21 protein-coding genes are annotated in these 22860 nt (G+C 40.0%); 11 read left to right on the top strand and 10 right to left on the bottom strand.

All coding sequences use genetic code 11. The features are described 5' to 3' along the window. Positions 1 to 45 precede the first annotated feature (45 nt). Together A7P54_RS10025 and A7P54_RS10030 are read left to right on the top strand one after the other, a co-directional pair. Positions 46 to 1143 carry a hypothetical protein gene (locus A7P54_RS10025; protein WP_171549467.1) on the top strand — a complete coding sequence of 366 codons (1098 nt, stop codon included), beginning with the start codon at positions 46 to 48 and terminating at the stop codon, positions 1141 to 1143. Between the two features lie 181 nt (positions 1144 to 1324). Beyond that, complete coding sequence (locus A7P54_RS10030; protein WP_171549468.1) at positions 1325 to 1816, top strand: hypothetical protein; 492 nt, start codon at positions 1325 to 1327, stop codon at positions 1814 to 1816. Between the two features lie 77 nt (positions 1817 to 1893). On the opposite strand, the gene A7P54_RS10035 is transcribed toward A7P54_RS10030, so the two are convergent. The 8 genes from A7P54_RS10035 to A7P54_RS10070 all read right to left on the bottom strand — a co-directional run bounded on the left by A7P54_RS10035 (position 1894) and on the right by A7P54_RS10070 (position 12253). Continuing rightward, positions 1894 to 2700 carry an efflux RND transporter periplasmic adaptor subunit gene (locus A7P54_RS10035; protein WP_033133533.1) on the bottom strand — a complete coding sequence of 269 codons (807 nt, stop codon included), beginning with the start codon at positions 2698 to 2700 and terminating at the stop codon, positions 1894 to 1896. Beyond that, complete coding sequence (locus A7P54_RS10040) at positions 2701 to 4701, bottom strand: DEAD/DEAH box helicase (RefSeq protein ID WP_171549469.1); 2001 nt, start codon at positions 4699 to 4701, stop codon at positions 2701 to 2703. Continuing rightward, positions 4694 to 6862, bottom strand: coding sequence for a site-2 protease family protein (locus tag A7P54_RS10045; protein WP_171549470.1), 2169 nt, complete (start codon positions 6860 to 6862; stop codon positions 4694 to 4696). Before A7P54_RS10045 ends, A7P54_RS10040 begins: the two co-directional genes overlap by 8 nt. Before the next feature lie 4 nt (positions 6863 to 6866). Next, entirely contained in the window at positions 6867 to 8561 is a 1695-nt protein-coding gene (locus A7P54_RS10050; protein WP_171549471.1) for an efflux RND transporter periplasmic adaptor subunit, read from the bottom strand. Positions 8562 to 8570: 9 nt separating this feature from the next. Then, positions 8571 to 9953, bottom strand: a complete 1383-nt coding sequence (locus A7P54_RS10055; protein WP_171549472.1) for a TolC family protein — start codon at positions 9951 to 9953, stop codon at positions 8571 to 8573. An 848-nt stretch (positions 9954 to 10801) separates the two neighbouring features. Continuing rightward, positions 10802 to 11131, bottom strand: coding sequence for a hypothetical protein (locus tag A7P54_RS10060; RefSeq protein WP_171549473.1), 330 nt, complete (start codon positions 11129 to 11131; stop codon positions 10802 to 10804). A gap of 8 nt (positions 11132 to 11139) precedes the next feature. Further along, the gene (locus A7P54_RS10065; RefSeq protein WP_171549474.1) at positions 11140 to 11553 is read right to left on the bottom strand and encodes a hypothetical protein; all 414 of its coding nucleotides are present in this window, start codon (positions 11551 to 11553) and stop codon (positions 11140 to 11142) included. A 244-nt stretch (positions 11554 to 11797) separates the two neighbouring features. Beyond that, positions 11798 to 12253 carry a helix-turn-helix domain-containing protein gene (locus A7P54_RS10070; protein WP_171549475.1) on the bottom strand — a complete coding sequence of 152 codons (456 nt, stop codon included), beginning with the start codon at positions 12251 to 12253 and terminating at the stop codon, positions 11798 to 11800. Positions 12254 to 12416: 163 nt separating this feature from the next. Here A7P54_RS10070 and A7P54_RS10075 point away from each other — a divergent pair, with 163 nt between their 5' ends. The 4 genes from A7P54_RS10075 to A7P54_RS10090 all read left to right on the top strand — a co-directional run bounded on the left by A7P54_RS10075 (position 12417) and on the right by A7P54_RS10090 (position 15547). Continuing rightward, a complete protein-coding gene (locus A7P54_RS10075) occupies positions 12417 to 13283 on the top strand; it encodes a metal-dependent hydrolase (RefSeq protein ID WP_216077079.1) in 867 nt (288 codons plus the stop codon). A 128-nt stretch (positions 13284 to 13411) separates the two neighbouring features. Beyond that, entirely contained in the window at positions 13412 to 14092 is a 681-nt protein-coding gene (locus tag A7P54_RS10080) for a glutathione S-transferase family protein (RefSeq protein ID WP_171549476.1), read from the top strand. After that, a complete protein-coding gene (locus tag A7P54_RS10085; RefSeq protein ID WP_171549477.1) occupies positions 14089 to 14856 on the top strand; it encodes an SDR family NAD(P)-dependent oxidoreductase in 768 nt (255 codons plus the stop codon). Before A7P54_RS10080 ends, A7P54_RS10085 begins: the two co-directional genes overlap by 4 nt. A gap of 1 nt (position 14857) precedes the next feature. Then, the gene (locus A7P54_RS10090; protein ID WP_171549478.1) at positions 14858 to 15547 is read left to right on the top strand and encodes an oxidoreductase; all 690 of its coding nucleotides are present in this window, start codon (positions 14858 to 14860) and stop codon (positions 15545 to 15547) included. A gap of 12 nt (positions 15548 to 15559) precedes the next feature. Here the strand turns inward: A7P54_RS10090 and A7P54_RS10095 are convergent, their stop codons facing one another. After that, positions 15560 to 17065: a PLP-dependent aminotransferase family protein gene (locus tag A7P54_RS10095; protein ID WP_171549479.1), complete on the bottom strand. Its 1506-nt coding sequence runs from the start codon at positions 17063 to 17065 to the stop codon at positions 15560 to 15562. A 38-nt stretch (positions 17066 to 17103) separates the two neighbouring features. Between A7P54_RS10095 and A7P54_RS10100 the strand changes: the two genes are divergently transcribed. Further along, entirely contained in the window at positions 17104 to 17883 is a 780-nt protein-coding gene (locus A7P54_RS10100; protein ID WP_171549480.1) for an aldolase, read from the top strand. Positions 17884 to 17888: 5 nt separating this feature from the next. Continuing rightward, complete coding sequence (locus A7P54_RS10105) at positions 17889 to 18770, top strand: dihydrodipicolinate synthase family protein (protein WP_171549481.1); 882 nt, start codon at positions 17889 to 17891, stop codon at positions 18768 to 18770. 55 nt (positions 18771 to 18825) lie between these two features. On the opposite strand, the gene A7P54_RS10110 is transcribed toward A7P54_RS10105, so the two are convergent. Then, a complete protein-coding gene (locus tag A7P54_RS10110) occupies positions 18826 to 19875 on the bottom strand; it encodes an AraC family transcriptional regulator (RefSeq protein WP_171549482.1) in 1050 nt (349 codons plus the stop codon). A gap of 109 nt (positions 19876 to 19984) precedes the next feature. On the opposite strand from A7P54_RS10110, the gene A7P54_RS10115 reads away from it, so the two are divergent. From A7P54_RS10115 to A7P54_RS10125, 3 genes are all read left to right on the top strand, one after another. Further along, complete coding sequence (locus A7P54_RS10115; protein ID WP_171549483.1) at positions 19985 to 20788, top strand: SDR family oxidoreductase; 804 nt, start codon at positions 19985 to 19987, stop codon at positions 20786 to 20788. Next, positions 20785 to 21531 carry an acetoacetate decarboxylase family protein gene (locus A7P54_RS10120; protein WP_171549484.1) on the top strand — a complete coding sequence of 249 codons (747 nt, stop codon included), beginning with the start codon at positions 20785 to 20787 and terminating at the stop codon, positions 21529 to 21531. The genes A7P54_RS10115 and A7P54_RS10120 overlap by 4 nt, the downstream gene beginning before the upstream one ends. Before the next feature lie 95 nt (positions 21532 to 21626). Next, positions 21627 to 22856 carry an NADH:flavin oxidoreductase/NADH oxidase family protein gene (locus A7P54_RS10125; protein WP_171549485.1) on the top strand — a complete coding sequence of 410 codons (1230 nt, stop codon included), beginning with the start codon at positions 21627 to 21629 and terminating at the stop codon, positions 22854 to 22856. Positions 22857 to 22860: the final 4 nt, after the last annotated feature.

A 22860-nucleotide genomic window follows, 5' to 3' on the forward strand; every position in this document is an offset into this window, starting at 1 on the left:
AGTTCCCCCTATTTTTTAACTTAATAATCTTATAAAGGAATATAAATGTCCTCATTATTTTATATTTGGGATGCAACGCAGCATCATCCTAATATTTCGATTAATACCTTAGAACAAGCTGAATATTATGCGACCAACTCACAAGCCATTGGTTTTACAGATAAGTTGAAAACTTGGCTACTTGATGTAGAAAGCATCGTAACTGATCCTGAGCTTTCAGTTAATTTTGATGAAGAAATTATTGCATCATTTACCAATGTAAAACGCTATTTTGATGCTGTTGATAATGTCTTTAAAATTGAACAGGGGTTATTATTTAAAAGTAAATATCTCTATAAAGTTTTGGTTGAAACATTACGTCAGCATGGCTTAGTTGCTTTTGATGCAAGGTCTTATCACTTTTTTAGTAAGGAAAAAATATTTCCTGAACAAGAAAGCATGGAAAGAATGCTAGATGCGGTTAAGCCTTTAACTAAAGAACAGTTGGAACAGTTTAAAGCTATTCCTCCATCATCAGAAATGCTTAGTATTTTTGCAAAACAATGGTTGGACTTAAATAAGGAAAGTTTAAATTTTACGAGGAAAACAAAAAAAAATCAGTTTAATCAATTGAATAGGTATTGTAGGGATTTTGATTTTCAATTGTATGAAGATATTTCAATAATATGTTCAAATAAATCGAATATCATATCTTATCAAGAAGTTAATTTGCTTACATATATTCAAGTTTCAGTAGAAAAAGCAATTCGTATACTACGTCAACATCCTATAGATGGCCATACCTTACAGTATTTACCAGATCTGCATGGTATAACCGGTGAGCCCAGTTCTTTTAATGACCCAAAACAATTGCAACATGTTTTACAGCAAGTACATGATTTTCTTATTTATGATGCAGAAAAGCATCAAGATATAAAAATTTTAAACCAGTGGCTTAATCATGGCGATGAAAAAGAGTATATCTCAGGCTTAGGTGCAATATCTAGATTGGTGCTGGCAAAATATGTCAATGATCCTTTATATGATCAATTGGTAGCAGAAGCTTTAACTTATGTTCATAGAAATAGATTCTTTAAAAATATGACAGAAGAACAATTCCATGAAAGGTTAGAGCAGGAAATAAAAAATACTTTAGAAGTTTAATATAATTTTAAAAAAGGGATGAATAATTCATCCCTGAAATTTAAATTAATGATTTAAAATGGTGATGTTTTTAAATTATTGGGGTGGTTTTTTTTGTATGTGAAATTTTATTTTTAATAAGTATGTTAAATAGAGTTTTTTATATATAATGTGGTTTCAATTATAATCTTAAGTGAAAAAGATGACTAAAATACTAAAAGGTCTTATTATTAGTTCTACTATAATTCTATCTTCGTATGTTTCAGCAGCAACATGGCAAGATACTGGCACACTTGCAAGTGGTGGTTTTCCTAATCCTTCATGTAATGTACGATTAGCGGCGCCTACTTCAAATGCTGGTGTTTTTCGTTATATATATCCTGTTAGTAAATATCAAACTCCGGTTGAACTAAATTTTGATTTTTCCAATTATACAATACCTCAATTGCAAGATTTTTTTATAGATATACCAGATAACAAATGGAATTCTTTCTATGAGTCATATCAGGCAGCTCAAAAAAAATATCCACAACATGTGGCGAAATTATTCGTATCTGTATATAAAAATAATAATTATTTAGTTACATCCTCAATTGTAAATTTGACTTCGGGTAATCAAAATATATCAATTGGCACACCAATTCCACTCCTTGTTTCACATCCTTATATTAAAATTCAACAACTATGTTTGTAGGGTTTTAAGATAATTTTGGCACTTCTTATTTTATTAATTATTTAAAGGTATAATTAAATTAAGAAGTGCTATTATCATTATAAATACATCTTACAACGAATTCCACTCGGGAATTTAACACTGTTACTTTTGATGGTTGCACCCGCACTAAATGTACCAGAGCTTGCATCAATGACCTGATCGACATGGTCAAGCTGAATGATTGCTGCATATTTTTCAAATGGAGCTTCGGGAATCAATTTTAGCTTTTGTCCCTTTCTAACTGTATTAAAATACTTTAATGGAATAATTGCATTAATTTTAAATTGGTCTGTTTGTGCAATTTTTAAAATTGGATTTTTTCCTTCGGTTGGATTTACCAGACTTCCAGCATAAATATATTGTTGTATCACGACGCCGTTAAAAGGACTATAAATGGTTCTGCGATTTAAATCGGCCTGACTTTGTTTGTATTCATATTCAGCCTGTTTAATATTTTCCTGTGCAGTCTGCAATTCTGAACGGGCTTGCTGTAGCTCACTATATGCATCGTCATAGGCTTGTTTTGAGACAAAATTTTCCGCCAGTAGTTGTTTCATACGATTTACTTTGCTTTCGGCATGTTCGATTTTAGAACGTGCCGTATTGGCTGAACCGCGTAATTGCGTTCGAAAATATGCAGTTTGCGTAGCGGATTTTTCTACACTTGATTCGATTTGTGCCAGAACTTGTCCTTTTTTAATTGGCATACCGGATTTAACCGGAATATTTTGCAAAATACCTGTAATCGGGCTGCGAATTTCAACAATTTGTGCAGGCTGTACCATACATGCAAAATTTAATGAATCTGCAAGCACTGAGGTAGAACAGCTGAGAGTGGCGAAGAAAACAAGTGCGTATTTCATTTAATAAATTTTTCCAGCAAAGCCAATTTGAGAATTTAATTTTTTATCTTGTTTAAACATTGAGATACGATTGCGATAAGCTCGTTTCTGACATTTCTTCTGCATATGTTTGACTGCAAGACTTAAAAAATAGTGTCTAAGTATATAAATAGGGATGAGATTGAGTAGATAGATCAACCCTTGGATATTTTGTTGCATGAGTTGATCTTCACCTGAAACATAGGCAACACATGAGCCTTGATCTCCCTGACGTCCAGCTCGACCATAGAGTTGACGGTCAATACGAGCGGATTCATGAAATTCAGTTAAAATGACATGTAGGCCACCGGCTTGTTTGGTTTCTGGGCGCAGCTTAATATCGGTACCACGCCCAGCCATGTTGGTCGCTACTGTAATTTTTCCACTGTGACCCGCTTCAGCAATGATGGCGGCTTCCTGTGCATCTTGGCGCGCATTTAACACAATATGTTCAATGTTGAGTTGCGTCAGGGCCTCGGAAATAGCTTCTGAGGCTTCGATACTGCGCGTACCCACCAAAACAGAACGATTTGTATCTGCCATTGTTTTTGCATGCTGGGCAATCGCGATATATTTCTGTTGATTATTTTTAAAATAATGATGTTTAAATTGCTTACGCTTAGATGGAATATTCGGTGGGATTTGGCAAACTTTTAAGCGATAAATCATCCAGAGTTCTTTTGAAACTTCTAAACCGGTTCCTGTGAGCCCAGATAACAGTAAATATCGTCTAAAAAAACGCTGAAAGGTCATACGCGCTAACGTATCTCGACCTTTAGTCAGTTCTACCTTTTCTTTTGCTTCAATCAGTTGATGTAGACCTTGTTCCCAAGAACGATCAGCCATGATTCGTCCTGTGGACTCATCTACAATCTGAATTTTATTGTCTTGAATAATATAATGTTGGTCTTTATGGTAGAGGTGTAATGCCGTTAACGCTTGTTTAATCAGCAGCATTTTCCAAGCATGGTTATACCATATTGGGCGTACATTCTGAGGAAGTGGAATTTCTTTATTGACAGGGATTTTTTCAATATCAACATGATGCTCAGCTTCGAGTATTGAAAAATCAACGTCTGCAACAAGCTGCAGTGCTTGTTCAATTGCCCAGTGAATTATGGCTGCTTCAATAAGCCCTTCAGCTTCTTGAGAGATAACCATAGGGGTTTGAGCTTCATCAATAAATACGCTATCCGCTTCATCTACGATACAGAAGTGCAGTGCAGGAACAATCATCCCGTCGTCAGAAGTTTGTCCCGTTGCCAATGCACGTAAGTTTTCAATCTGGCGAGGTTGAGTACCTTTGCCTGAAATATGATCTTTTAGATAATCAAATACAATTTCATTGGCACTCACATAGCAAATTTGCTTGTGATAATTTTCCTTTCTTTCTGGAATTTCCATTTCACCATAAATGGCAGCGCTACTCAGTTGAAAAAACTGAAATAAAGAACGTAATTCCTCTTCGTCACGTTGTGCTAAATATGCATTGGTCGTGAGAACATGAACAAAATTTCCTGTTGCCGCCATAATAGTTGCTGCCATACCAGCAACCAGCGTTTTACCTTCTCCAGTGGGCATTTCAGCAAGGCGGCCCGTTAGTAGAATATAGGCACCCATAAACTGAACAGGATGTGGGTAAATATTGAAGACACGGGAGATGCCTTCTCCTACGCAAGCAAAAATTACAGCGATCGCGGTATCATGTGAGGGTTGTGTTGATAAGTCGTGAATGGCTTGTTGAAATTTTTGTATGAGCTGTTCTTGATCAAGCTGTTTTAATGCTTCTCGGTGAGGTGAAATTGCTTGAGCAAACTTTTGAATATGTGTTCTGGAAATTTTTTTTGCGGGAATCCAGCCTAAAAGGTTGGCAAAGAAAATTTCTAATTTATGCAATTCCTGATCTTTTTGTTCTACACGGGCAACGTTAGAGAGATGAAAAGGGCGCAATGATAGGCTTTGAACCACCCGCAGATTAGACATAGAACTGCTCCAAAAATAATTGATGCAATTTTCTGATCCACTGCCATGCCAGTGGCGAATAACCTAAATCATAACGAACGTATGCGACATCACCAAATACAGAAGAGTCCAACGGTTGTGATAATTGAATATCGAGATCGAAATAGTTTTGTAAAGCCGTTGTACCTTCCTGATCATTGGGGTCAACGGTGATGTTTCCTCCCGCCTGACTACCTAATGCTGAAGAGAGAAGTTTCTTTTGTGTTTGTGGTGTACTTCGAATAATCTTGCCTGTATAAACCACATCAAAATGGTTTTTAAATCGAATTTCGATTCCTTTTAACCTTGTTTGAATCAAATCATAATCTTGTTGTAAAACGGCACTACGAACAATCTGGGCGGGTTGATTGATGACATAACCAATGATATCCCCACGCTTGTAAAATCTTTGATTGAGTTCAATGCTATCTTTAGCAAACCAGTGACCAGCAAGTGGGCTATAGACTTGAAGTTGTTCAAATTTGGTCTGATATTGTTGGAGTTGCTGCACAGCACCTTGTTTTTGATACTCTAATTTACGTTGTTGCGATATATCATCAAGTGAAGCTTGTCTGAGTTTATAATCTAATTCTTCAACCTGTAGTTTTTGTAGTTCATATTTTTCTGTGAGTTCAGCATTAGAGAGTTGAAAAAGCATTTGGTTTTGCTGAATCTGATTGTTTTTCAAATTGATTGTTGCAATATGACCTGATTCATTGGCTCGAATGATTGACTCTTCAGGCATCCATACGATAGCTTGCTGAGTACTAAAATAAGGAAAGGGAAGAATAAAAAAAATCACGATAAGCGTAGCAAGAATTCCCCAGAAACGTCGGATAGCCTGATCACGATATTTTGACAATGTTGCTCCTTGATAGATATGTTTAATGCCTTTATAGAGAGGTAAAACAATTGTCATAAATCCAGAAATAAAGGCCAGAATGACACCAAAGAAAAAATATTTCTGAGCCACAAACCAAATTAAGCTCACCATGATGGTGATGCGGTAGATTGGAGAGATAAAACCATAACTAATTAGCCAAAATTTTTCATTTTCAGCAGCATAGGGCGGTTGAGCTGTTTTAGCGCCCAAAAGATAACGGTCAGATAAATAAACCCAATATTTTGTTGCTCGACCTGCTAAATTTGGAATTTCAAGTAAATCAGACAAAATATAGTAACCGTCATAACGCATCAATGGATTACCATTGACCAACACGGTGGAAACAGTTGCGATAAAGATGACGTTATAAGCAAAAGCATGAATGAGTCCAGATTCGGTGGAGACCCATAGGTAAATGGCAATTGCACCCAATAATAATTCTGTCAATATGCCTGCAATAGATACAGCAATCCTTTGCCACTTGGAAATAAAGTGATAGGACGAGGTGGCATCAACATACGGGATGGGAATAAATAGAATGAACATCAAGCCCATTTCCCGAACATTGCCATTCCATGCTTTTATGGCTAAGCCATGAGCGAATTCATGAATTAATTTAACAATTGGATAGGTAAACCAAAGAATTAACAGGTTACTCGCAGACAACACCCGATCTGACAAATTATTGGTTAGGCTTTGCCAATGTTCGGCAAGCAATAATAAGGCCGGGCATACGATCATCAACCAAATGAGTAAGCCCCAGATGCTAAAAACTGATTGGGCGACTTTTTGTAATTGATTAAAAAATCGATCTGGATAAACCAATGGTATTTTGAGACTCATCGGATTTAAGAACGATTGCTTTAATTTATTGAATTTATGCTTCTTAAACCGTTTAAACATTTCCTCTGCATCAAAAGAAACTTCAGTTTGTAGCAGGTCGTTGTTATAGAGCTGAGTCAGAAGCTGGACTAATTCATTTTGGCTAATTGCTCGATATTGCTTATTTAAATGAATATTTTGTTGTTCGATATATTCTGCTGCTTTATCCCAAATTTGTTCTACATTGGATTGGCCGTCTAATAAGGTAATGACATACCATGTTTCAGGGTTAACTCGCACAAACCGCTGCGACATTGGTTCAAACAACAGAAACCACGCACGGCCTCTTAGCGTGCGTGGTAGAACCTCAATATTCTGGCGTAATTGGGGGCTAAGATGCCGCACCAGATGCCAATGTTCAGAGAATAAGCTTTGCATCGCTTTACCAGTTCGCCCAGATTTTTAATTTCATCCAGTTGATGAAATCTCGTGACCAGCGAAGGAGTAGGTTGGTTTTACCAACCGTAATTTTTCCAACACCTTGCATACCTGGGGTCAGAGCAGGGGGAGAATCTAGCCAAGCAGCCTCAACTTTAAAGCCATTCACATTACTTTGAACAGAAGCGACTGGTGTAATACGGGTAATACGAATAGGGAAAGTTTGATCTGGCAAACCTGTCAGCTTTAAATTTCCCTTTTGATCTTTTTCAATCAAGTGAATGTCTTTATCTGCCACATGTAAGATCACTTTATAGGCATCTTGTGATGCAATCTGGAAGAGTTCCTTACCATCTTCAATAGGGGTTCCAATTTGTTGAATCCAGTCTCCATCAATAACTGTTCCTGTTATTGGGGCGGAAACTCGGGTTTGATTGATCTTTCTTTGTAGTGTTTGGATCTTGGTTTCTTGCTGTTTAATTTGATTTGCGGCTAAACCACTATCTGTTAAATTTTGATCTGCCATTGCGACGCGAAATTGATGCTGCGCTTGATCCAATAAGCTTTGTTGTTCAGCCAGTTGAATTTTTAAATCGGTATTATCGAGTTGAATTAAGGCTTGGTCTTTTTGGACTTTATCTCCAGGACGAACAAATACCTTTTCTATAAAACCTTGCGTTGGTGCAGGAATAATCCAGCGAGTTTTACCTTCAACATTTAGGTTGGCAGTGACGAGTTTGTCGACAGGAATTAAGGTGATACAGAGTAAAAATAAGATGATAAGACTAGTGAGAATTTTCCAAGTATAGTGGCCATCTGAACTGTATTTTTTGAATAAATTACGACTAGATTGAAGGCTATGGCCAATTAAACTCTGTTCTGACTGATACCAATGCTGAAGTAGTGGATGGATTAAATCGATGTTACTTTTTAAATAGATACCCAACTCAATTTGAGTATTTTGATGCTCAAGCGCACGGTCTTTTGCCACAAGTATTGCTTGGATCTTTCCTTGGTTAAAAATAGGGTAACCAAACCAACTATGTTCATGTAATTCATGCTGTAAAAATAAGGTTTGTAGTGCAATCTCATTTAATTTTTGCATATCGGCAGCGCCTTTTTCTGTCCAAGAAAGCTCAGACGAGACGATCCATTTGACTTTATGTGGGCCTTCGACCATTAAATAGTTTAGTTGAATGTTCGTATGCTGGGGAAACCGATGCCGAATATAACTTGTTGTTTGATTAATCCATTCTTGTGCGGCCACCCTAAATTGGTCTTGATTCACGACATGAGCAAAAATCTCAAGTAACTGTTCTGCTTGAAAAGCGTGCTGTAGTTTTTGGCTTTGCTGTTCGTAGAATAACCAGCCCATACTGGTACGTATTAGTTCCAGAGTGACTTCATTAATAGGAGGAGCTATTGATAAGCCAATAATAGATGATGTATTGGAATATGTTAATAAATAGCTAATGATGTAAGTCGACTCATTTTTTTGAATAACAACTGGATGTTCTGCTGTTAATTGAAGTTTGAGTGATGCCCATAACTCCTGTAGCTTCTGATCCTGAAAAGCATGCGTACCTAGGTCGATTAAATTTTCAAAGCATATATCTAATACATTGACGTTTAAGCGCTTTAAGTTAAGTATCCAAATCTGAATAGAATTAGGTAAGTCATTCATTTTATTATTGAGCATGGTGATAACTTAATTCTGTAGAGTAAGGGTGGGATGGAAAATTTGATCAAGATCAAGAATTTCTTGTTCTATCAATGTACCTGTCGTTATTTTTAACTTGAGATAGTTTTGCCATGCTTCATACCATGCAGATACGCGTTCTTGTCTTGCTTCAAAATATTTGGCCTGTGCTTCTAAAACCTCAGCATTAACACGCATGCCAACCTCATATGCCCGTTTGTTGGCTATCCATGCTTTTTGAGATGAAGATTCAGCATCTTGCATGCCTTTGGTTTTTGCAATAGCAGATAGAGAGCTGTAAAAGTTATCCAGCATCTGGGCCTTCTGTTTTTGAGTCGTTAACAATAACTCATTCTTATTTTTTTCTAATGACGCTTTTTGCTCTTTAATTTTGAAGTAGTTTTCGGAATTATACATCGGAATGTTTAATTCAAGACCATATAAATAATCTAAGCCATTCTGTTTATTGGTAAATGCGGAATCTTGAGAGTCAAAATTTCGACTCATTTTTGCGGAAAAATTAAGTACAGGATATTTTTCAGCTTTGGATTGTTTTATTTCATTTTGAGATACTTTTAAGTTTAGCTCAGAGATTCGAATTTGATGATTGTTTGTCAGCAAAAATTGGTTATATAAGGATTGATCCCCATAAGATAACGGTGGCAGTGTTTCAACGGGAATCTTATTTTTAGTAAAAGCAACGTCATCTGTACCTATAAATTCAGCCAGAATACTTAATTCTTTATAGATCTCAAAATTGATACTTTGCTCTTGACTTTGTAAGGTTGAAAACTTGGCTTCTGCTTCCTTTAGATCGGTAATGGACACCATACCTTGATTAAAGTTTGCAATAGCCATTTGCTTTTGTTCTAGAACTAAAACTTTTTGTTGCTGTATCAGTTCAAGTTTGGACTTTAGGCTGAGTATTTTAAAATACTGGTCTACAATATTCTGCAGTAATTCGTTATAGCTCACTTGGAATTGTTCTAAAGAAATTTCTTCCCCAATTTTGGCTGTTGAAATCGTTTCATCTTGGATTTTATTGTAAACAGGTATTGAAAACTGTATTGCATAATTACGTACACGGTAATCTATTTCACTTTGCCCTGGGCGTTTATTTTGACCCATTTTTTCTTGAGCACTGAAATTAATCTTAGCCTCTTTACTTGCTCTCGCCTGATTTAATTTTTGCTTGGCTATTTCCTTTTGTGCTTCAGCGAGAGGTAAATGAGGAGAATAGAGTTTTGCTTTCTGGAAGAGTGTAAATAAATTATCTGCACAGGCTTGTTGTGTAAACAAGATTGTTGTAATTGCGCAGAGGAGACTTTGTGTAAAAAAATGTCGATTTTTATTCATGATGTAATGAATTGTATGTTTTTGTAATTTTTGCATAAAAATTAAGAATTGAATAGGGGCGCAATAAAAGATTTATTGGATCTATCATGCTAGATAAATTTTTCATGAGAGTTTATTGTGGTTAAAATCATTACATCAATAGACTGATAAATTTATTTAGTTTTAATTAAAAATATTTGTATTTTGAGTCAATTTGCAACCGAGTCATTTAAAGCTAAACTTTGAATGGTTGTAGTTGTAATTATAGAATCTATCATACGGTTTTTTAGTGAGAATCTTTAGTCACTTGATTTTTGCTAACTGAGATTTGATCACGGGTATATTTGTTTTATTTTTCAATGTGCTATATGGAGAGGTTGAGTTAAATACTCTGATATGAGTCAGCCTGAAGTTAAAATTACAGTATAATTAATAGCTTATTCTTATTAAGAATTTGGTTTGAAATTGATGAGCTATAGCATAGTCATTTTATACCGCAAATTAATTTTTGGTAACTTAAGTTAAGCTTATGCTAAGACGTCTGTAATTTTGAGGGTCAAAACTGGGTAATTTTGAATTCTGATACAAATAAAATCTGATGTTATTGCTATAGTTTAACTAAGGCCATCTCTAGAAAATATCTAAATTTATTTACCGGTATACAGACTTAACTAGTAATAGGCTGGGATTTTTATACCTATTGCATAACTTTATATGCCAACTTATAGCGTTATTTTCTGTATATCGCTTCCTGAGGGGATTGCACTCTAAAATTTAGATGGTAATAGTATTCTGTGAAACAGTATTACCATCTAAAGACAAAAAAAATCTGGCTTTGTATAGAGCTTAAGTCAGAATTACGGAATTGGTGTGATTAAACAATTTTCTTTGTTTACCTATCCAATCTAAGAGTTAATGGTCATACAAATATCATAATGTTTTTTCATAAAATTTTTAATAAGCTCTTTCTTTTCGGCTTTGCTTTTACCCATTTTCTCCTGGTAAGCCATTGTTAACAATGAGCTATAATAGCGGTAATTTTGTGCATAAAGTCGCCCCATTCCATATACAATGTCTAGATTTTCCCGACTTTCCTTCAATGTTTTACCTGTAGTCCGCCATCCCATAACTTCTCCAGCCACGTTTGCATGTTCTAAACATGCTTGATTAGCTGCCTGAACCGTTGTCACTGTAAAGTAAAACAAGACAGATAATAAAAATTTAATTAAATTCATAGGTTGTTCTATTTTCTAGCCGCTTCGCACATCATTAAGTTCAATTGACCAAATGCTTTGGCACGTTCTTCCTTAATCTTTTCCGTTTCACCTACTGAACTTTCCCAAGCGAACTCCAGCATCTGATTAACATATTCATGTTCAAGTTGGCTTAGTTTTCCATTAGCATATCCTTGATCATTAGCCGTTTTATATGCTGCCTTAGAATTCTTGTTATCCTGGCGTAACTGCATTATTGCTTTAGCTAAACTTGCCACTTCATTACAATCTTCTGCAAGTTTATCAGCCCCTTCAATTGGGAATGGAGTTGGGTTTTCGGTTGGCATCTGTACTTCTGCATCAGCCGTAGTTTTTTCTGGTGGAAGTGTTTTGCTACAACCAGCCAAAGCAAGCATTAATCCAATTATTAATAATTTTTTCATGTTTTACCCATTTTCTAATGTTTAAAACCCCATACCTTAGTCGGGATGTTTAAATTTGTCATGAAATTTTAATTAAATAGAAAATATTGTTTTTTATTAAAAATAATATGTTTCTGCATATAAATTTCACCACTTGATAAAACAAATGGATCGAGAATATTTAAACTAAGAGCTTTTTTGTTGATGGTTACAACAGGTTCAGTAACTATTTGGGTAAGTGCTGTTCACTTGTCATGCCTTAATCTCATTCCTCACCCGCCACATAAACAGGTGACATCTGTCTCGCATCAAGAGGCTGCTTGCAACAATCACAAGTTAGGCTTGGGCTGGTCACATGCCCACAGCTTTTATGCAGATAACGCAATACGGGAAACTGCTTATTTTCATTCTGCCAGATATTACCCCAAGTACTCATGGTAACTATAATCGGGTATAGCGCTAAACCCTTTTCCGTCAGCTTATATTCATAACGTTTTGGTGCTTCGTGATATAGCACTTTCTCAAAAATCTTGTGTTCCACCAAACGGTTGATACGCTCGGTCAGCAAATGACGGGTGATGCCCAACTGCTTTTGAAAATCATCAAAACGACGGGTTTTCATAAAAGCATTACGAATAATCAGCAGGGTCCAACGGTCGCCAAAAATCGACAAAGTCCGTGCAATTGGACAATTCATTTCACCGAGTTCATGCCATTTCATCGCAATACCATCTATATGTCTTTACAGGAAGCAGGCTGTCATTTTAGGACAACTTGAACGATTAAGATATCCGCTTTATTGACAACTTATCATAGCAGCTATATTTTTCAATTAAGTTCTTTTTTGGAACTTAATATTTTGAGATCTATTCTTGAGGTGAGTTATGTCTGCGTCAGCGTTAAAAGAAAAACCAAAGCAAAAGATACCTGCATCATTTCCAGTCCGCCGTATGGATTATGAATTTCAGGATATGCCTAAATACTGGTGTAATAATGAACCAACCTTTACCCATTATTTCACAGGCCTTTCCACCCTATTTCCAGAAGGAGAGTCTTACTTTGTTCGTTCGGTCAGGGCTTTGCGTGATCAAGTCAAAAGCAACCCGCAACTGGATCGTGATATTGGTGCATTTATTGGTCAGGAAGCCATGCATTCCAAAGAACATCATGCCTTTCATGTCAGTGCACAACAATATGGCCTAGACCCCGAATCACTGGAAAAAGTGACAGGTATTATCCTTAAAGCGATTGAACGCACTTTTCCAAAAAAGTGGAATCTCTTGGTGACGGTTGGTTTGGAACATTACACCGCGGTACTGGTGGTAGAGATGATGAAAAACGTCAATGAATTAATGACCGATACCACCATTCGCAATTTATGGCTGTGGCACAGTGTGGAAGAAACCGAACACAAGGCAGTTGCCTATGACATGTATGAATATCTCTATGGCAAAGGTCTCGATGCCTATATCCCACGGGTTGCGATTTTTAGCCTGAGTTTGGTCCTCATCACAACTTTTTCAAATGTCTACCAAGTGGTGTTGATGTCCAGAGATAAGCAATTACTGAATCTAAAATCGTGGGCTAAATTTGCAGGCTTTACCGTGCAGGCCTATCGAAAACTGGTGCCACAATTTTTTTCTTATTATCGTCGTGACTTCCATCCCAATGATACTGATGAATCTGACATCGTGGCAAAAACCAAAATCAAAATTGGTTTGTCTCCAGAGCAGTCGACTTTCGTGCATTAATAAATTGTAGAGAAAATCATCTACATGAATGCATCGCCAAAGGGACAAATATCTGTAAGATAAGTTGAGTGAGTGCCAAGCTGCTCGCTTATCATCGAGATGAATTCAATAAAAATGGATAGATAACAATGAGTACAGTGGTCTTACATCAATGGGAAATTTCACCATTCTGCAAAAAAGTCGCACGGATGTTGCAGTTTAAAGGTATTCCATTTGAAACCGTGAATTATAACGGCGTCTTGGGGGCCAAAGTTCCAATGTTGAGTAAAGTCGGTAAAGTTCCTGTGCTGGACATCAACGGACAGCGCATTCAGGACAGTACCCGCATTGCCCGTTATCTGGATGAAGCGTATCCAGATTTGCCACGTTTATATCCTGTAGATCCACTACAAAAAGCCTATGTCGAACTGTGGGAAGACTGGTCCGACGAGTTGTTATATTTCTATGAAGTGTATTTCCGGGTCAGTGATGCCGATGCCTTGAATCATGCAGTAGCAATCAGTGCAGAGGGTCGTCCCAAGCATGAAATTGTATTGATGAAACCTTTGCTAAAGGCAGCTCTGAATATGCAAGTGAAGATGCAAGGCACAGGGCGGATGGCAAAGGCTGATATCGAAGCAGAATTTACACGTCACCTAGAACGCATTGAGTTGGTATTAGGTCAAACGGGTTGGCTGGTTGGCGAAGTCAAAACCATTGCCGATATCGCAGTTGGTTCCCAACTATTAGAGGTAATACGCACCAGTAAAATCTGGGGGCCAAAAATTAACAGCTATCCGCATATTCAGCATTGGATACAACAATTATGAATCGGCCGAATCAAGAACCAACTCAGTCAACAGGTATTGTCGTCGTGATTGGCGTTGGGGCAGAGCAAGGCATTGGTGCTGCGGTGTGTCGCCGTTTTGCTCAAGAGCAATTCAAAATTTATGTGGTGGGGCGTACGCTCAATAAAGTTGAAAAGGTGGCTGCAACAATTAATGCTCAAGGTGGACAGGCAGTGGCCTATGCACTGGATGCTGAAAATGAGCAACAGGTTCAGGCTTTGTTTGAGCATTTAAATGATCAGCCAGAAGCTCTGGCAGCAGTGATCCATAATGTGGGCGGCAATATTCCTTCGATCTTTTTACAGAGCAGTTTAAAGTTTTTTAGCCAAATGTGGCGTTCGACCTTTTTATCTGCGGTATTGGTGGCGCAGCGGAGTCTCCCCATTTTTCAAAAACAGCGGCAGGGCACCTTGATTTTTACTGGTGCCAGTGCCTCATTGCGCGGGAAACCCTTTTTTGCTGCATTTACCATGGGCAAGTCTGCGCTCAGAAGCTATGCCTTAAATTTGGCAGCGCTATATCGCCCGCAAAATATCCATGTGGCGCATGTGGTGGTGGATGGCATGGTCGATGGTGATCGTGTCAATAAAGCCTTATGGGGCTTGGGGCGGCTGGCGCGGTTAACCCGTGGCACAGGTGGTTTAAATATTGAAGCAATTGCCGAAAATTACTGGATGCTCTATCAGCAAAATGCTGACTTATGGACGCATGAATTGGATCTACGTCCTTATCAGGAGAAATTCTAAGATGAGTAAGTTGTTACCACAATGGTTTAAATCCAAACGAAAAACCAAGGGCTGTATTGTGATTGTGGGCAATGATGTCCAGCAACTCAGCCAACTTTTTGCTGAGCAAGTTCAGTGTGATACTCTGCCTGTTTATCAACTGCAGCATGATCCGATACAAACACAGCCTCAGCTTGAGGCTCAAGCGGAAGGACTGACCGCTGTTCGACTAAATCTACTAGATGTGGCTGCACTAAAAAGTGTTATACATAAGATTCAGAAAGCAGGGCATTTTGTCGATTTATGCATTTTCCAGCCTGATTTTGTGCTGCCCGAAAATAGCCATGCATTGTCGGCTGAACAGCTTGAGTCCTATTGGCAAAACACGGGTTTAACGGCGGTGGGTATTGCCCAAGTTGTGATTCGTCAGATGCTGCCGAAACAGCAAGGCACCTTGATTTTTCTAGGGACTCAACAACCAGTCGAATCGGAGCAGGATTTATTTAGTCAAAGCATGTCTGCCAGTATTCGCGCTTTAGCACAGTCCTTAGCTAGGGAGTTTCACCCCAAGGGCATTCATGTGGTCTATTGTGTGGTACCGCATGGGCAAACTGCAAAGCATGACTTGATGCAATCATTGCAACAGACCTGTTGGCATTTGTACCAACAACCTAGATCGACATGGAGTCAGGAACTGCGCTTAGGATTATAAAATGATGCGCATTCAATCGTCGGGCTGAAATGCGTCATAGAGCAAGCGGATGATGTTTGAAATTTCTGTTTCATTAATGGCGGCATAACCAAAGCGGATATGAAAATGCTCATTTGATTGCTGACTTCGCTCGGCAAAATGCGCTTCAGCATCAATATGCAATTGATTCAGTAGCTCGGCATATTCAGCACGATAGGGAAATTTAAATTTGACCCATAAGGCCATGCCACCTAGCGGTGAGTTGATTTCGACCTGATCTTTAAATACTGCTTGGAAGCTATTCAGTGCAAAGTCACGCCGTTGTTGATAAACCTTGCGCATTTTACGGATATGACGTTTGATTTCTCCCTGTTGCATCAGTTCCGCCATCGCCAGTTCAGTGATGATATTGCCTTGTTTATCGATCAATAAAATATCCTGATTCATGGCGTGGATGATATCTCGATTGGCGACCACATAGCCAATTCTTAGGCTTGGGGCAAAGACCTTGGACAGTGAACCAATATGAATGACCTTTTCTGCATGCGGTAGGCTGATCAGCGGTGGAATCGGGCGACTGTCATAATGAAATTCGTGATCATAGTCATCTTCAATAATATAAAAATCAAACGCCTTCGACAGTTCCAATAGCTTTAGGCGTCGATCCATGGCCATGGTTACGGTGCTGGGATATTGATGATGCGGGGTGGTATAGATTGCAGCCACAGCATACTTTTCTAATATTTCTTCAAGATGCTGGATATCAAGACCGTGTTGATCTAACCGAACCCGAACGATCTGATAATGATGCGATAAAAAGGTTTCAATCGCAGGTGGATAAGACCAGCGTTCCACCACGATCACTTTGCGTGGTGAGCTCTGTTTTGCCAGCACACGAGCGGCTAAAAAAATCCCCATTTGGCTGCCACGAACCACACAGATATTGTCAATAGTGGTTTTAATAAAGCGTTCCATTGACAGCATTTGCAGCAATGCCTGACGTAACTCAATACTGCCTTGAGGATCGCCATAACCCATGATTTGAGAACGGGTCACTTGAATCAGGGCATGTCGATAAGCACGGGAAAATAACTCATAAGGAATCAGGCGAGTATCGGGAATGCCATCATTTTTAATGGGTACTGGACTGATTGTATTGGATGAAGGATTGGGTTCTGTCGCTGCATTGATCTTTTTATGTTTTAACTCAGGCAGATTCTCCGCCACAAAAGTGCCTTGGCGGGGTTTTGAGATTAACCAGCCTTGTGCTTCTAAATCCTCATAAACCGACTGTACGGTTTTACGATTAATTTTTAATTCATCGGCAAGCGAGCGCGAGCCAGACAGGCGCGAACCTGAACCGAGCCGCCCAGACAGAATCTCTTCAATAATCTGATTGGCCAACTTCAGAAAGATGGTTTTTTCTTCTCGGTCTTCAAGATGAAGACGAATCTTCCATGGCTGCTGCATGCTGATCTGGACCATATAAGTTTTAAAAACTGGATATTTTAACTCATCCACTGACTTTGTATTCTGCATTTGTCCCATCCACAAATCAACCGTAGCGAGGTGGTCTTATGCAAACCGCATTACTCAGCAAACAGCAATTGATGCAAACTGCGCAGCAGAATATGAATTTGATCCAAGAGGTCAATTACACGGATCGACAGAAGTTGGCTTTGACCTGTCGTATTTTATTTGATCATGGTCATGATGCAGGCTTGGCAGGACAAATTACCTGTCGTGCCGAACAAGAAAATAGCTTTATTACGCAACGTTTTGGTTTGGGTTTTGACGAAATTACCGCAGCCAATTTATTGGTCGTGGATCAGGACCTTAAACCTTTAGATCAGCAAGGCATGGCCAATCCAGCCAACCGTTTTCATACCTGGATTTATCAGCAACATCCTGAAGTGAATTGCATTATCCATACTCATCCCACTCATATTGCAGCCTTGTCGATGCTGCGTGTGCCACTTGCCATCTCGCAAATGGATACCTGTGCCTTGTATGAGGATTGTTCCTTTGTCGGTGAATGGCCGGGAGTGCCAGTCGGTAATGAAGAAGGCATTTTTATTTCCGAAGCTTTAGGAAAAAATCGGGCGGTATTGTTGTCTCATCATGGTCAATTGGTGGCAGGTAAGAGCATTGAAGAAGCCTGTAATTTAGCGCTGTTGATTGAACGTGCCGCACGTTTGCAACTGTTAGCCATGTCGGCAGGACAAATCCAACCGATTCCGCATGAACTGGCAAAGGAAGCCCATGACTGGCTGTCTACCGATAAGCGCAATAAAGTCAATTTTGCCTATTACGCCCGTAAGACATTGAAAAACCATCAAGATTGTATCGAGGAGTAAATCTCATGAAAATTGAAGGCATTATTGCTTATCCCGTCACGCCATTTAAAGCAGATGGCCAGCAGCTTGACCTTGAGGCCTTGAGCATCAGTTTAAATGCGCTGCTTGAATCACAATGTGATGCGATTGCACCTTTAGGTAGTGCAGGGGAAAGTGCTTATTTAACTTGGCAAGAATGGCAGCAGGTGGCGCAAACCACAATTGCAGTGGTGAATCAGCGTGTTCCGGTGATTGTTGGGATTTCTGAACTGACCACTGCCATGGCGATTCAAAAAGCCAAAAAAGCGGAAGAATTGGGTGCAGATGTGATTATGGTGATTCCCGTCTCTTACTGGAAACTCACTGATCAGGAAATTTATGATTATTATCAGCAGATTGCCGCATCGGTAAAATTGCCGATTATGGTCTATAACAATCCTGCCACTAGTGGGATTGATATGACACCTGAATTGATCGTGAAAATGTTTAATGAGATCGACAATATTTGCATGGTCAAAGACAGCACTGGTGATATTCAGCGCATGCATAAGTTTCATGCATTGAGCCACGGAAAGTTACCATTTTATAACGGTTCTAATCCATTGGCCTTAGAAGCCTTCTGTGCTGGAGCCACAGGTTGGTGTACTGCTGCGCCGAATTTGTTGGGTGATCTGCCAAAGCAATTATATCAAGCGATTCAACAAAGTGATCTGCCAAAAGCGCAGGCGATATTTTATCAGCAATTACCTGTGCTGAGCTTTATCGTCAAAGGTGGCTTACCGAAAACAGTGAAATCAGGGCTTAACTTACTGGGCTTTTCGGTTGGCTCACCAAGACCGCCTTTGCAAAGTGCGACAGGGGCTGAAATTGAGCAGTTAAAAGGCTTGATACAAGCGGCTGTAAAATAAATAAGTTAAGTCAGGTCGATATTGACCGACCTGACTTCAATATATGCTGAGCAGTTTAAATCTGGGTTTGACGAAACTGGCTGGGGGTAAGCCCACTCCATTTCTTAAAGGCACGGGCAAAGTTGGCAGGTTGTAGATAGCCTAAGTACAGTGCAATATCCTGTACTTCCATGTGTGGATTAAGCAACAGCTGTTTTGCCTGTTGATATCTGACTTCATCTAATAAACCTAGATAAGAATAACCCGCTTCATCTAACTTTCGTCTTAAGGTTCTGCTTGATGTATGCAAGCGCTCGGCAACCGTATCTAAACTCGGGTAGCCTTTTTGTGGAGTGAGCTGCAACTCGGTTTTGACCCTGAGTCCAATATCTTGAATGGTTTCGGAAAAACGGATTTGTTCGGCTTCACATTGGGCCAAGGCTTGTTGAAAAGCTGTGGGATCGGCCATTTTGGTGGGCATGTTAAGGATGACAGCAGGATAACGAATTTGATTGTGAGTTTGATTAAAGCGAATGCTTGGAAGTTGGGGCTGAAATTTTTGATGGTAGGGAGGTTCAGCCCAGTCGACATGCAGTTCAACATCCGAAAAATCATGTTCAGCTAAGGCCTGTGCTGTGTGAACCACACCAATCATCAGGCATTCATAAAAAAAGCGTCTCAGGATTTCTGCCTGCACAAGTTGCTGACTGACCACGGGATGGGTTTGTTGAATTTCAATAATGGAGATTTGATTTTCTTGCAAACAATCAATGCGATAATCTTTGAGCCGCATATTAAAAAATTGACTGGCCAAGGCAATGGCATGTTTGAGCGAGGGGCTGCTCATTAGGGCATAACCCATTGGACCATGCGCAGTTAAACGAAGTTTCAGCCCATATTCATATCCCAGACCACTGTCTTGCGCCAACCCTAAACTGACCCATGCCAATTTTGACCATTGCATCGGGCTAATACGGGCATCGACCTGATGCAAAAGTGCTGACGGTATTTTGCTTTGGTACAGAATATCGGAAGCAGAAAAACCTTTTTCGACCATGATTTCTAATAATAAATGTGCATATGAAATCGGGATAGTCGCTTTGGACAAGCCATAGGGATCTTTCATTTTTAATTTTAATTGGCCGAAAATGATTAGCAGTATGGCTGAATTACCGCTCACGCTCAAGTTTTAGCTCTTTGATACTAGGGTTATTCTGTTGATCTGAGTATTGGTAATGAGTTTACCTCTTCCTATTAAAGATTCCCCCGTTGTGATTACTGGCGCATCGTCTGGTATTGGTGAAGAACTGGCAAAACAATTCGCTGCACGTGGCTATTCGCTTGTTCTGGTGGCACGACGAGTCGATAAGCTTGAGGCTTTGGCACTGCAGTTAGGTCAAAAATATCAAATTGATGTGATGTTACGTCCCTGTGATCTCGCGGATCGTGAGGCAAGAACTCAATTCCGTCAGGAACTCGAGCAACTGGATGTGGCGATTTTATGTAATAACGCAGGCTTTGCCACCTTTGGCCGATTGCAGGACTTAGATGCTGACCGTGAACGTGAACAGACCGAGTTGAATGTGGTGGCGGTGCAAGATCTGACCTTATCGGTATTACCCAACATGATTCAGAAAAGACGAGGTGCCATCCTGATTGTCGGTTCTACCTCTGGCCATCAACCGACGCCCGCCAATGCCACTTATGCGGCAAGTAAAGCCTTTGCCAATTCTTTTGCCGAATCACTGCACAGTGAGCTGAGTGGTACTGGGGTGAGCTGTACCTTATTGGCACCTGGTCCCACCATCACCGGTTTTAATGCGGTGGCAGGGATCAGCAAGATTGATGGAGTCGGAGGCAGTCTGGTTTGGGCGACTGCAGAACGGGTTGCTAAAGAGGCCATTCAAGGCATGGCTTGCAATCGCCGTATTGTGATTCCCGGTCTGATTGCTCAAGCACAAACGCTGGGGGGACGTTATACCCCGCGCATTATTTTATTACCGATATTAAAGCACGTCTTTTCGAGATTAAAAGCATGAGACAGTTGATTCAAGATTTACGCACACCAATAGGTCTCGCCAACTTGGGCAATAAGCTCTATCACAATGCCCAATATTTAACTGCGGTGGTTGAAGTCAATGAGAAGCTAATGGCACGTTGGCTGCCTGCTGGAATGAAGCTGGTTCAACCCGCTAGAGCAGATTTATTTTGTGCCTATTTCCCTGAAAATGTGTATACGGGGGCCTATCATGAAGCGGGACTATTTGTGCATATTCAGGTCGGTAATAAAACAGGCATCTTCTGTCCGTGGATGATACTGGATGATGATCGCGCCATGATTATCGGACGTGAGTTGCTGGGTTATCCCAAAAAAATCGGGGGAATCAGTTGGGACAATGATGGTTTACGCATCATCAGCCAAGCATCACGTCGTGGGACGGTGCTGATTGAAATGGACGCCAAACTAGGTGAGGTGATACAGGATGCACCACCTATTTTAGGTTTGCCGCATCGTAATATCACAGGTGGTTTGGGGTTAGGTTTACCTCGGGAAGTTCGATTCACCCCGAAAGAGCATGTTGTTGAAGTGCGTCGTGTAGATATGAAATTACGTTTTACTGGAACAGTGAATGATCCTTTGCATGAAATGGGCTTAGGTAAAGTGGTGGATGCACGCCTACATCGGGTGGATTTATCGGGTGGCCTGATTCCACCGATTCAGATTCCTCGATTACGCACCCCGTTGTTTTTATTGCGTCAATTTAATCCACGGGTTTTATAGAAGATAAACCCAGCTTGCAGTAAAGATTTACTCAGAAAAATGAATAAAACAGATGACATCGATCTATATCGATCAGAGTTTGAGGAACAGTAAAAATGACACAATCAAATGTTAGCAATTCACCCTTACAACAGCCATTAGCTTTGGCATGTGGCATCACTATCCCGAACCGAATTGCAAAGTCTGCCATGAGTGAACAATTGGCTGATCGACATGGCTCGCCTACCACAGACCTACAGCAGCTCTATGCTGCATGGGCCAGAGGGGGGACAGGTTTGTTAATTACAGGCAATGTCATGGTTGACCATCGTGCCTTTGTTGAGCCGAGAAATGTGGTGTTGGAAGATGAACAATTCTTGCAAGCACATAAACTTTGGGCCCAAGCAGCACAGGCCAATGGCAGCAAGATTATTATGCAAATTAATCATCCAGGTCGGGTTGCGGTATTACCTTTATTTAAAAAGCCGATTGCACCTTCAGCAGTAGGCTTAGATTTACCCGCAATGAATCTGATTCGTGTCCCGCGTGCTATGTCCGAAACTGAAATCTTAGAACAAATCCAGCGTTTTGCCAGCACAGCGGCATTGGCAGTACAGGCTGGCTTTGACGGGGTACAAGTCCATGCGGCACATGGCTATTTGTTATCCCAGTTTTTATCGCCTTTGGCCAATACCCGTACCGATCAATGGGGTGGAAACCCAGAAAATCGTCGCCGTATCTTGATTGAAACAGTTCGAGCTGTGCGTCAGGCAATTGGCAAAAATAAAATCCTCAGTGTCAAACTGAATTCTGCCGATTTCCAGAAAGGCGGGCTGAGTCAGGAAGAGTCACTGCACATTGCTTTGGCATTAGAAGAGGAAGGGATAGATTTATTGGAAGTGTCTGGGGGCAATTACGAATCTCCAGCGCAACTGGGCTATGCCCCTGATCGTCAGGTTCAGCGAGATGCTTATTTTCTGGATTATGCCAGCGCATTGCGCCAACAAAGTCAATTGCCACTGATGTTGACTGGTGGACTACGCGATGTAGACGTAATGAATCGTTTAGTCAGTGATGGCACGGTGGATCTGGTCGGTTTGGCTCGTCCTTTTGCGTTACAACCTGATCTAGCCAAACAACTCTTGGCAGGAAAATCAGTCACAGAAGCTGCAAAAATTCCTGCAGTTGGCTATAAGCCTATCGATGCTTATCTGCAATTGGCTTGGCATGCAGCTCAGTTCCGCCGTATTAGTAGTGGTCAGAAACCAAAGGCAATTAAAGGGCTGATTCGAACATTAGTGGCATTTGGACCGCGTATGGGCTTTAACATTTTGACGCAGGATTAGTGCT

The sequence above is a fragment of the Acinetobacter sp. Ac_3412 genome, assembly GCF_013072675.1.
In the GTDB taxonomy this organism is placed as follows: Bacteria; Pseudomonadota; Gammaproteobacteria; order Pseudomonadales; family Moraxellaceae; genus Acinetobacter; species Acinetobacter higginsii.